The following is an 11,243-nucleotide window of genomic DNA, read 5'->3' as shown; positions in this document are numbered from 1 at the left end:
ACACGTGGCAACTGAAGATCACCTGGTTGACCAGGAATCGACGGCAGAACAGGTCGCATGGGCAGGATTGCCCATCAACCTGGATTGGGCGTTCTCCCAGGCGCAGCGCGACAAGGTCTATGCACAGCACCTGATGCGCAACCGCTGGCGATCGTTACGGAACGGCGCACAAGCACACGAGCGCGGCGTCGCGGCCGAATTCCGGCCCCTCGATGCCGATGCGGGCCAAGCCCATATCCGGTCACTGAGCGCCGGTCAGCAGTAGCGCCTGTCCTGCGGGCGTCACTAAGCAGATTTCGTGCCGCCGCGGTTTGTCAAATGGCACATGCCGCCGGCGGGCGCCGCCGCTGCCCATCCCGATCGCGGGCAAGTAGCTTCAAGGGACCTCCGCGATTAGGGCACAAACATGTTGGATGTATCGGTTATCGAGACCTCCGGGTTGGGTGATCGCAGCTATCTGGTGAGTGATGGCGAAGTAGCCGTTGCCATCGACCCGCAGCGCGACATCGATCGGTTGCTGGAGCTGGCCGGCGACGTGCGGATCACTCATGTGTTAGAGACGCACATCCACAACGATTACGTGACCGGCGGGCTGGCACTTTCCACCGCGGTCGGGGCCGAATACGTTCTTCCCGCAGGGGAAGACGTCGAGTTTTCCCGCCGGGCCGTTGGCGATGGCGACCGCATCGACAGCGGCGCAATCCATTTGGAAGTGCTACTCACACCCGGCCACACCCGCCATCACGTCAGCTACCTGCTGCGCGAGGAGTCCGGCGACGTCGTAGGGGTTTTCACCGGAGGGTCGATGCTCTTCGGCAGCACCGGAAGAACCGACTTGGTCGGCGACGAGAACACCGAGGAATTGACTCGGCTGCAATACCATTCGGTCCGGCGCCTGGCCGACGAGCTGCCCGCATCGACTCCGGTCTATCCCACTCACGGCTTCGGTAGCTTCTGCTCGGCCGCACCCACCGACGGCGACTCCTCCACCATCGGAGATCAGCGCAGCAATAATCCCGCGCTCACTCAGGATGAGCAGGATTACGTCGACGAGCTTCTTGCCGGGCTGTCGGCGTTCCCCGCCTACTACGCGCATATGGGCGTGCTCAACCGGAGCGGTCCCGCGGCCGCGGATTTATCGCCTCCTGCGACGGCCGACCCACGCGAGGTTCGCAGACGGATCGACGCCGGCGAATGGGTCGTCGACCTACGCAACCGGACCGCGTTCGCGGCCGGACACCTTTCCGGCACATACGGATTCGAGCTGTCCGGCTCCTTCGTCAACTACCTCGGCTGGCTGTACACCTGGGACGCGCCGCTGACCTTGATCGGCGACGACACCAAGCAGATCGCCGACGCGCAGCGTGAGCTTTCCCGTATCGGCGTGGAGCGCCTCACCGGCAGCGCCAGCGGCGACATCCGCGACCTGGCCGACGGGGAGCAGCTGCGCAGCTACCGCGTCGCCGACTTCGGCGAACTTGCGGCCGTGCACGGCGCGGACGGTGTCCTCGTGCTCGATGTCCGCCAGAACGATGAGTTCGACAGCGGCCATGTGCGCGATGCCGTCAACGTCGCGCTGCACGACTTGGCCGAGCGCATCGCCGAGATACCCGCCGACCGCGAACTGTGGATTCACTGCGCAAGTGGCTATCGCGCGTCGGTCGCCGCCGCGCTACTCGACCGGCACGATCGCCGCGTCGTGTTGATCAACGACGCCTACGACAACGCCGAAAAGCTAAATATCACAACGTCAACGTAAGGCCTCGCCGAAAACTTCACTGTGAACAAAAATCTATAGTTTTCCGCGGGCCCGGGTACTGAGAACGCACTGCCACCGAACAGGGAGCCGAGAATGAGCGCACCGACCACCGACGTCATCACCTCGCCAGAGTTGCACACCTTGCTGGAATCGCCCACGGCTCCGCGCGTCGTCGACGTTCGTACTCCTGCCGAATTCGAAACCTCGCACATCGCCGGGTCTTACAACGTTCCGCTCGATGTCGTTGATCAGCTCGGTCCCGAGATCGCGCGGCGCCTCGACGGACACAGCGATGTGGTGTTGGTATGCCGTTCGGGTCAACGCTCAACCAAGGCCCAAAACCCTGCTGCGAAACGCGGGACTGTCCAGCGGGCGTGTGCTGGAGAACGGAATCACCGATTGGGAGGGTCGGGGCTTCGCCGTTGACCGGGGCGCGCAGCGATGGGACCTCGAGCGCCAGGTACGTCTGGTCGCAGGATCAGTCGTGCTTTCGTCCGTTCTCGGCAGCGTCGCCGTCCCCCGGCTCAAATGGTTGGCCGCTGCGATCGGCGCGGGGTTGACGTATGCCGCCGTCTCCAACACCTGCGCGATGGGAACGGCGCTGTCAAAATTGCCGTACAACCGCGGCGCAACGTCGGATGCCGAGACGATCTTGTCTCAACTCGACGCCTCGCCCCGCGGCTAAAGCGGGCGCGGCTGTCCTTCAACTGCCATTCAGGGTGCGTTCACCTGGTCAGCGCTACCGTGACGTCATGCCCCCAGTCATCGGACGGAGGGTGTGATGAGCGACGCCCACACACCCCGGATCCCCCTCGCGATGTCCTCGCCGAGCCTCAATCGCGGAGTCGGCTTCACGCACGAGCAGCGCCGGCGGCTGGGATTGACCGGCCGGCTGCCGTCGGCCGTTCTCACCCTCGAGCAACAAGCCGACCGGGTGTGGCGTCAATTACAAAGCATGGCAACCGATCTGGGCCGTAATCTGCTTCTCGAGCAGCTGCACTACCGGAACGAACTGTTGTACTACAAAGTGCTGGAAGACCATCTGCCCGAGCTGATGCCGGTGGTCTATACGCCCACCGTCGGGGAGGCCATCCAACGCTTCTCCGATGCATATCGCGGGCAGCGCGGGCTATTCCTGAGCATCGACGAACCCGACGAGATCGACGACGCCTTCGAAACGTTCGGGCTGGGAGCCGGCGACGTCGACCTGATCGTGTGCACCGACGCCGAAGCCATCCTGGGTATCGGTGACTGGGGTGTGGGCGGCATCCAGATCGCGGTCGGCAAGCTGGCGCTCTACACCGCCGGCGGCGGCATCGATCCTCGTCGTTGCATCGCGGTGTCACTCGATGTCGGTACCGATAACGAACAGCTCCTGCAGGACCCGTTTTACCTGGGCAACCGCCATGCCCGGCGCCGCGGCAAGGATTACGACGCCTTCATCGGCCGCTATATCGAAACCGCCCACCGGCTGTTTCCGCACGCAATCCTGCATTTCGAGGACTTCGGGCCGGTCAACGCGCGCGCGATCCTGCAGACCTACGGCGACGATTACTGCATCTTCAACGACGACATCCAGGGCACCGGCGCGGTGGTGGTGGCCGCCGTCTACGGCGGATGTCGCGTCACCGGTGTCGCGCTGCGCGACCAGAAAACGATCGTCTTCGGAGCCGGGACCGCCGGGATCGGCGTCGCCGACCAAATCCGTGACGCGATGGTCGCCGCCGGCGCCACCGTCGAGCAGGCCACATCCCAGATCTGGCCGATCGACAAGCAAGGCTTGTTGTTCGACGACATGGACGACTTGCGCGAGTTCCAGGTCCCGTACGCGAAAAACCGTCACCAGCTCGGTGTGGCGGCCGGAGAACGGGTGGGGTTGGTAGACGCGATCAAGCTTGCGTCGCCCACCATTCTGTTGGGGTCCTCCGCCGTATTCGGCGCGTTCACCCAAGAAGTCATCGAAGCGATGGCCGCATCCTGCGAACGACCGATGATCTTCCCGTTGTCGAACCCGACCTCACGCATGGAAGCCATGCCGACCGACGTGCTGGCGTGGTCGCACGGCAAGGCGCTGATCACTACCGGCACCCCGGTCGCCCCCGTCGCCTACGACGGGACCACCTACACGATCGGCCAGGCCAACAACGCGCTGGCTTTCCCGGGCATCGGACTGGGTACCATCGTCGCCCGAGCCAAGGTAGTCACCCCGGGCATGTTGCAGGCGGCGGCGAAAGCCATTGTCCAGCATGCAAGCCCGACAGAGATCGGAGATTCACTGTTGCCGGATGTGCAGAACCTGCGCATCATCTCGACGGCGGTCGCCGAGGCTGTCTATCACGCCGCCACCCAAGACGGGGTAGCCACCACGAGCCATGACGATGTCGCGCAAGCGGTAGCCGACACGCTGTGGACGCCGGTCTACGACTAACCGAGTCTACCGCCGTGCGGAGGCGGGCTGTCCGTAAACGGCGACGACAACGGTGCGATCCGGGCTGTTGTCCGACCACACCCCGATGTTGGTGTTGGCGCAGTCGCGGATGATCGCCATATCGTCGGGGTTGGCGTACCACTGGTTGACCAGTTCGAAACTGCTGATTGCGATCGCCGGGTTGATCGCCACCGTCTCGGCGGCCTTGCCGTGGAAGCCGGCAGCGTTGGCGCGGTCCTGCGGACTCGTACCGTCGGATCCAGTGTCGTCATTGATGTTTCGGTTGTTGATCATGTCGTCTGCGTGCCATTGGGCGGCCAGGGTCAGCGCGTTGTCCCTGATGACGTCATTCGTGCAGCCCGCCTGGTGCTGGAAGGTGTAGACGGCGGAGACGACGGCGCTGTTGAGCCGCTTATTGTCGGCATGTGCGTGCGGGGCCGCCAACGCGCCTGTCGCCGACAGGATTACGGCAACGGGTAGCACGCGGGCGCTAAGCCGTAGCCAACTGCGTATCCGCGCGGTCATGTCGCCCTCCTCGAATCACACCGGGTCGAAATGTGAAACCAGCCATCGGCCATCGACCTTGTCCAGAGCCACCCGAACCACGGGCTGGGTATCGGTGGGAGCGCCGTCACCGATGGTCACGGTCTGATCGACATATAACAGGACCACGGCGTGGTTGGCGCTTGCCGAAACCGATGCTGCCGCATTTACTTTGGCCACGGCCGAGATGTGCTTTTCTTTTGCGCCCGGGATAACCACTTGGCGGATCAGATTGATGTAGGCATCCTTGAAATCGCCGGTCAGCCGGTCACGCGCCGCATTATTAAGGTCCTTGTCTGCCGAATCCGCCTTGTAGGACAACAAGGCAGCGGCGTCTTCGCTGGCCACCCGTACCGATTCGGTGCGGGCTAAGGCAAGCTCATCGGCCGACGCAACCACCCACCTGAAGTAGCCCGCCGCCAATGCCAGCACCAACGCGAGCGCCGGCAACACGCCATAGGCGAGTATTCGCGACCATGCGATCGGGCGCCTGCGAGTTTCGGGCTCGTCGTCGGAGGTCTCGTCGACCTCGGCGGCTTCCGATTCTTCTGGCGTCGCCGTGTCTTCGGCCCCGGATTCTGGTGGCGGTGCCGCTGCCGAATCCTCGATGTCAGAGTTCACGGTCTTCTCGATTTCTTCGCTGAGTGTGGTCATGGCACGAACACCACGTTGGACACCTTGGCGTCGTCACCGACCGATTGAACCTCAATTCGCATCCGCCATTCCCGCGGTGCCTCCTCGCCGCCGGCGGTCCGTGACTTGACCGCGATCGCCACCAGGACCTCAGCCGAATCGTTCCGCTGAGATTCCAGCCCGGCATCGGTCACCGTGCCTTCGGATTTCGACTGCGCCGCCTTGACGACCTCGATGAACGGCTTAGACCGTTGCAGAAAGTCGTCGCGGAAAGCACCGGTGGATAAATCGATGATCCGCTGCACGTCGGCATCGACCTGCGTGTAGTTGATCGTGGTGAGGTTCACTGCACCCTGCCGAGCAATCTGAACGAACAGATCGCGCTGCAGCTGGGCCTCGTGCTTTTGGTAGGCCCGGAAGCCGAGCCAGCCCGCCAATCCCGCCAAAGTGGCCACGATGACGGCGCTGGCAACCAGGGCCGTTCCGACGCGCGAAAGCCGTCGACTGCCGGCCCGCTGCCGCCAGCGGGCGAGCCGACCTTCGGATTGGTTTGCGTCCTCGTCGGTTTCGTCGACGTCAGCGACCTCGTCGATGTCAGCGACCTGCTCGACGTCATCCTCAGCGGCCTCGTTTGGCTGGGCTGGGTCTTCGATGTCGGCTGCCGTTGACTCAGTGACCTTTTCATCGGTCTCAGGGGTATCGGGCTCGTCGGTCATGTTTCTCCTTCACATTCCTACGGCGTCGGCACCAGCAGCGACTGCCAGTTTTTGGCACGCGGGTGGGCCAAGTCGGCCTCCGTGTAGTGGTGTCCGTCGGGGCCTACGTAGTCACCATTGGTCGGGTCATACGTGGCAACGGCAAGCGGTGCCTGCGGTGGGGGTGGCGCGGTGCCCCGTGGCGGTGGTAGTCGCGGATCCTGTCCCGGCGGATACTGCGGCACGCCCTGACCCGTGGTGGTGGCGTTAGGGTCGCCCTTCCAGTTGTAGCCCTCATTGAGCGGCACGTACTCCTCGTCGCTTTCACATATCTCGACGGTGGGGGCCCGCTTCCACGGCTTGGCCTCGCACGGAATATTGCGCACGCCACGGACATTGAAGTCCGAATCTTGCGGCACGCGGCAATACAGCTCTGCCGCCGGGCGGTCTGGAGCATCGACGCTGGCAGGTGAGCGGCGCTGAGTCGGGGGCAGATACCCGGTCGTGCAGGGCGGCGGCAGGTTGATGTTCAGGTTGAAGTCCAACTGGGCGCCCCGGTACTCCTGTTTGGTGTTAGAGCTCGGCACCACGATCGCCGCCATGCCCGCGATGCCTTGCGGCAAGAGCACTAGGAGTTGTTCGATGTCGTGACGGTAGACGACGGCAATGTCGCCGAGGCTCACCAGATTGGCGAACAGAACCGGCAGCGTAGGCGAAACCCGGTCGAGCAGCGCGCGACCTTCTTCGATGCCGGAAGTACCCTCCGTCAGCAGGTCTCGCACCGCAGCATCCTGCGCCTTGAATTGCGCCATGATGGCCGCCGTTCGATTAGCCCAGGTGGCAATCGAATCCGACGTCTGGACTTGCGAGTTCAGCACCGCAGGCGACTGATCGATCAGGGCGGCGACCGGGTCGACGGTCTGGCCTCCCCTAATGGCCAAGGCAGTCGACCCGTCGACGATACGAGATAGTTCGGGACCAAGGCCCCCGACCGCGCGGTTAGTCTCGTCGATGACCGTGTGCAAGTTGTCGCGCGGAATCGCCTGCAGCGCACGGTTGGTCATGTCGAGCAGGCGTCCGATGTCGACGGGGACATCGACATGGCCGGCGGGAATGATGTCGCCGGCACGTAGCGGCCGCGACTGTTCTCCTTTTCCGGGCAGCGGAGTCAGTTCGATATATTGCTCGCCGATCGCCGAGCGGCTGTGCACCGACGCCTGGACACTGGAGGGCACCTTGACGCCGGATCTCAACGCGAGCAACGCACGCACGCCGGTGGCGGTGACCTCGACCGACTTGACCTGACCCACGTCGGTGCCGCGATAGGTAACCACCGAGGTCTGGTAGAGCCCGCCTGACTGCGGCAGATCGACCGTGACGTTGTACTCGCCAACCCCGAACAAGGTTTGGGGAAGCTTCATAAAGTTGAACGCCATTGCGCCACAGGAAACTACGGTCACCAGGGTCAAAACTGCCAACTGGATCCACGTCCTGCGGTTCAGGCGCAGCATTCAGTATCCCCCGTCGTGGTAGGGATAGGTCAGTGGGTTGCCCGCCGTGGCCGGGCTCGGCTGCATGCCGATGGTGCGTCCCCACAGCCGTTCGAGCTGGGTCAGGTTACCTTCCCACCGTGAGCCGGTGAACAGCCCTTGATCGATGCGGCTCAACGTCAAATCGACGACCAGGGTGAGGTTGGCGTAGTCGCCGCGGAACCAGTTCCTCGCGGTCGAGGCCGGCCAAGGATAAGCCACCAAGCCGTCCAGACCCTTGGTGAGCGACGGCCCGGCGTCGGCGAGGGACCGCAGCACCGGCGCGATGTTGCGCAGGTTGTTCACCAGAGATTCCCTGCTCTGATGAATCGTGTCGGCGGCGATCGCGCTGAACTTGCCGAGTTGATCAATCGCATCGGCGATCTTGGTGCGCTCCTCCGCCAATACCGCCAACGCTTTGGGCACGGTCGTCAACGCCCGGTCGACGACCGCGTCCTTGTCGGCCACCTGGCCGGCCAGGCCATTGAGATTCTCAGCCGCCGCAATGATGTCGTCGGTCTGGTCGTTCGTGCCGCGGATGAACTCGTCCAGTTGGCGCAGCAGGCTGCGCATGTCGTTTTCGCGGCCGCCGAATGCCTTGGCGATCGCCTGGTTGATTTCCTGCAACTGCCCAATTCCACCGCCGTTGAGCAGGATTGACACCGAGGCCAGCGTCTGCTCAGTGGTGGGATACAGGCTCGCTCGCGGCAACGGGATGACCGACCCGTTCTTGAGTTGGCCCACCGGCGGCTCATCCTTGGGCGGCGTGAGTTCGATGTGCATCGACCCCAGCAGGCTGGTCTGTCCGAGCTTGGCGGTCGAATTGGCCGGCAGGCGGACATCGCCGTCAATGCGCATGGTGACCAGCGCGTGCCAGTCTTGAATCTCGATCTTGGTGACATTGCCGACGTTGACGTCGTTGACGCGAACACGGGTGTTCTGCTGAATGGTCACGACGTCGGGCATTTGCGCTTGGATCGTGTACGCACCCGGCCCCCCGCCGGCGGTGCCGGGCAGGGTGAACGAATTCAGGCCGCGCCATCCACACGCCGGCAGCACGGCAATGCACGCCACGCAGAGCGCCCCAGCTATCGCGCGTCTCACGAGGGGCCCGTCGGCAGCATCAGATTCTGCAGTACTTCGATCGAGCTGATCGTGCCCCGCTGCGGCGGCTGCTGCCCCTCGGCCGGTGCCGGCTGATCGGCAAGGCCGGCCTGCCCGGGAAGCGCCGGCGCTGAGCCATCCACGGGCGGCGGCGCCTGCGGCGGGGGCCCCGGCAGCGGGGGCGTGTTCGCGTCAGGCGGGGGCGTGTAGCCGGGCCGGAGCCGGTCTTCGCTGTAGGTGATCTCGTTCGGCCGCGCCTGCGTTCCGACGAACGGGTTGATGCCGGCCGGGATGTAGTTGTAGATGCGGTTTTTGATGATCGGATTGAGGTATTGCAGGCACAGCTTCGACACTCTGGCCAAGCGTGCTCGAGAAGCCGATTCGATTGCGCTGCAGATGAACTGCGGGATGTCGGCGAAGTTATTCAACGCTATGATGCCGGTCATCGCACTCTGCGCCGGCTGGTAGATGTTCAGGAAGTTCTGGAACACGTTCGGGGCGATGTGCAGGACCTGTTTGATATCAGCGCGGCTGTCGTTGAGCGCGGTCGTGACCGAACTCAGCCGGTCGACTGTGACACCCATTGCCTCCCGGTTATCGGCCAGGAACTGGCGCACGTCCGTCAGCGCCCGATCCAGGCCCTGCACCGCATTCGCGACTTCGTTGGGCGTGTTCGACAGTATCGTCGTCACGCCGGCCAGGTTCTGGTTGAACGCGGCCAGCAGATCGCTGCTGGAGTACAACGCCGACACCAGCAGCTGCAGATTGCGCACCGTGCTGAAGATGTCGTCGGCGTGATCACCGAGCGCTGAAATCGCCTGGGAAAGCTTGATTACGGTGTCGCGAGCGGTGTCTCCCCGACCACGCAGGTTCTCCGCGGCCGAGTCGATGAATTCGCCGACCGAGTTCACGCCGCCCGGAGAGGTGGGCTGCAGCGCGTCGGTCAGCTTTTCCAGCTGCTTACGGAAGTCGTCCCACTCGACGGGCACCGCGGTGCGGTTCAGTGGAATCGATGCGCCCGGGCTCAATTTGGGTCCGCTGGAGTACGCCGGGACGAGTTGGATCGCCCGAGAAGTCACCAGCGAGGGCGACAGGATTGCAGCGCGGGCGTCGGCCGGGATTGGATACTGCTTGTCGACGGAGAAAGTCACCTTGGAGCCGGCGGGCTGCGGCTCGACCTTGTCCACCACACCGACGGCGACGCCGAGGATCCTGATCTCGTCGCCGGCGAACAGACCGTTGGCTTCCACGAAATATGCCGAATAGGTGTTCTTTTCAACATCTTTCCAGAGCTTCGTGACGACCAGAAACGAAGCCACGGCCAACGTCGCCACCAGGCTGATGGCGGTCAGTCTTCGAAGGGTGTTACGACTCATGTTCACGGCCCGTCGAACTCGTGGGGCGACGGCGGAGGAATGGTCCGCACCGGTGGCGTCGAGGGCGGGGGCGAGGGTGGTTGCGACCACAGCGGGACGGGTGCGTTCTCCGGCGGGACTGGTGGCGACCCGGTCGGTGGGTCCACCGACTCCGACGGCAACTTTTGGTTGGGGTCCAAGAACCGGTCATACATATCGGCATCGAGAACCGGGCCACCGATCTGGCCGGGAATCAAGTTGGCGACGTAGGCCTTGAAAAATGGCCCAGAACCCAGGCATTCGCCGAATGACATTGCATATCGTCTGAATTTGTTGAAAGTGCTCTGCAGATCTTGTTTGTGATTGTCGAGGATCTCGAGCACCCCGTTGAGCTTGTCGAGGGCCGGCTTGAGTTGGGTCCGGTTGTCATCGACCAAACCTGAAATCTGGTGCGAAACCGCGGTGAGGTTGTTCATCAACGCGTCGATTGAAGCGCGTTCCTCCAGCAGCGCTGCCAGCAGCGCGTTGGAGTTCGCCACCAGGCCGGCGATCTGTTGGCTGCGACGGCCCAGTACCGCCGAGACCTTGTTCGCGTTCCCCAACAGGCTCCGCAGCTGCGCATCGCGGTTGTTGAGGGTCTCCGAGAAGCGCGCCACTCCTTGTAGTGCGGGTTTGAGATCCGGCGGTGTTTCCTTGAAGGTGTTAGCCAATGTCGTGAGCGCCGAAGAGAGTTGGGCCGTATCCAGGCCACTGATGGTGGTGGTCAGATCGCCCAGCGCGTCGGGAAGGTCATACGGCGAGGTGGTGCGTTCCAGCGGAATGGTGCCTGCGAGCGTCCCCTCGCCCCGCGAGGTCAGCTCAAGCATCTTGCTGCCCAGTATTGTCTCCGTCTTGATCGCCGCTTCGGTGCGGTCGCCCAGGTCGATATCGTCGCGGACCGTGAAACCCACCCGGACCTTGGTGCCCTCCAGTCGGATGTCTGAGACCCTGCCGACACCCAAACCCGAAACCCGAACCGTACTACCGGTTTTGATGCCACCAGCCTCGGAAAAATATGCGGAATAGTCCTTCGTGTTCTTGACAAACGGCAGCTTGTTGTACTGGAAGGCGACGATGGTCACGCAGACCAAGATGGCGGTGCCCATCACTCCCAACATGACGGGGCTCCGCCGGCCAAGCGTTTTGACCTTAGGTAGC

Annotated in this window: 10 protein-coding genes and 1 pseudogene; 4 read left to right on the top strand and 7 right to left on the bottom strand. The window is 63.5% G+C overall.

Annotation, left to right across the window (positions count from 1 at the left end; all coding sequences use genetic code 11):
• Positions 1-4 precede the first annotated feature (4 nt).
• The 4 genes and pseudogenes from ACTXG5_RS15365 (at position 5) to ACTXG5_RS15350 (ending at position 4,187) form a co-directional block, all read left to right on the top strand.
• On the top strand, positions 5-265 hold the full coding sequence (locus tag ACTXG5_RS15365) for a hypothetical protein (RefSeq protein WP_445159627.1): 261 nt from the start codon (positions 5-7) through the stop codon (positions 263-265).
• Between the two features lie 144 nt (positions 266-409).
• On the top strand, positions 410-1,759 hold the full coding sequence (locus ACTXG5_RS15360) for an MBL fold metallo-hydrolase (protein WP_445164436.1): 1,350 nt from the start codon (positions 410-412) through the stop codon (positions 1,757-1,759).
• 93 nt (positions 1,760-1,852) lie between these two features.
• Positions 1,853-2,444, top strand: a pseudogene (locus tag ACTXG5_RS15355) (rhodanese-like domain-containing protein).
• A 96-nt stretch (positions 2,445-2,540) separates the two neighbouring features.
• Positions 2,541-4,187: an NAD-dependent malic enzyme gene (locus ACTXG5_RS15350; RefSeq protein ID WP_445159626.1), complete on the top strand. Its 1,647-nt coding sequence runs from the start codon at positions 2,541-2,543 to the stop codon at positions 4,185-4,187.
• 6 nt (positions 4,188-4,193) lie between these two features.
• Here the strand turns inward: ACTXG5_RS15350 and ACTXG5_RS15345 are convergent, their stop codons facing one another.
• Genes ACTXG5_RS15345 through ACTXG5_RS15315 form a run of 7 tightly spaced genes read right to left on the bottom strand, consistent with a single transcriptional unit; the run spans position 4,194 to position 11,203 of the window.
• Entirely contained in the window at positions 4,194-4,712 is a 519-nt protein-coding gene (locus ACTXG5_RS15345) for a CAP domain-containing protein (RefSeq protein WP_445159625.1), read from the bottom strand.
• A 15-nt stretch (positions 4,713-4,727) separates the two neighbouring features.
• Positions 4,728-5,384: a hypothetical protein gene (locus ACTXG5_RS15340; RefSeq protein ID WP_445159624.1), complete on the bottom strand. Its 657-nt coding sequence runs from the start codon at positions 5,382-5,384 to the stop codon at positions 4,728-4,730.
• Complete coding sequence (locus ACTXG5_RS15335; RefSeq protein ID WP_445159623.1) at positions 5,381-6,079, bottom strand: Mce protein; 699 nt, start codon at positions 6,077-6,079, stop codon at positions 5,381-5,383. The genes ACTXG5_RS15340 and ACTXG5_RS15335 overlap by 4 nt, the downstream gene beginning before the upstream one ends.
• A gap of 17 nt (positions 6,080-6,096) precedes the next feature.
• A complete protein-coding gene (locus tag ACTXG5_RS15330; protein ID WP_445159622.1) occupies positions 6,097-7,569 on the bottom strand; it encodes an MCE family protein in 1,473 nt (490 codons plus the stop codon).
• Positions 7,570-8,691 (bottom strand): MCE family protein, encoded by a 1,122-nt coding sequence (locus ACTXG5_RS15325; protein ID WP_445159621.1) that lies wholly within the window; start codon positions 8,689-8,691, stop codon positions 7,570-7,572.
• Positions 8,688-10,067, bottom strand: coding sequence for an MCE family protein (locus ACTXG5_RS15320; protein ID WP_445159620.1), 1,380 nt, complete (start codon positions 10,065-10,067; stop codon positions 8,688-8,690). The genes ACTXG5_RS15325 and ACTXG5_RS15320 overlap by 4 nt, the downstream gene beginning before the upstream one ends.
• Positions 10,068-10,069: 2 nt before the next feature.
• Positions 10,070-11,203: an MCE family protein gene (locus ACTXG5_RS15315; protein WP_445159619.1), complete on the bottom strand. Its 1,134-nt coding sequence runs from the start codon at positions 11,201-11,203 to the stop codon at positions 10,070-10,072.
• Between the last annotated feature and the right edge of the window lie 40 nt (positions 11,204-11,243).

It is taken from the genome of Mycobacterium sp. Dal123C01, from assembly GCF_052566995.1.
The sequence above is the reverse complement of the archived record's forward strand: the minus strand, read 5'-3'. Positions and strand labels throughout refer to the sequence as shown.

Bases quoted from the DNA above. Each gene is read 5' to 3' on its own strand.
- ACTXG5_RS15330 (WP_445159622.1), bottom strand. From the start codon at position 7,569: ATGCTGCGCCTGAACCGCAGGACGTGGATCCAGTTGGCAGTTTTGACC.
- ACTXG5_RS15315 (WP_445159619.1), bottom strand. From the start codon at position 11,203: ATGTTGGGAGTGATGGGCACCGCCATCTTGGTCTGCGTGACCATCGTC.
- ACTXG5_RS15350 (WP_445159626.1), top strand. From the start codon at position 2,541: ATGAGCGACGCCCACACACCCCGGATCCCCCTCGCGATGTCCTCGCCG.
- ACTXG5_RS15335 (WP_445159623.1), bottom strand. From the start codon at position 6,079: ATGACCGACGAGCCCGATACCCCTGAGACCGATGAAAAGGTCACTGAG.
- ACTXG5_RS15320 (WP_445159620.1), bottom strand. From the start codon at position 10,067: ATGAGTCGTAACACCCTTCGAAGACTGACCGCCATCAGCCTGGTGGCG.
- ACTXG5_RS15345 (WP_445159625.1), bottom strand. From the start codon at position 4,712: ATGACCGCGCGGATACGCAGTTGGCTACGGCTTAGCGCCCGCGTGCTA.
- ACTXG5_RS15340 (WP_445159624.1), bottom strand. From the start codon at position 5,384: ATGACCACACTCAGCGAAGAAATCGAGAAGACCGTGAACTCTGACATC.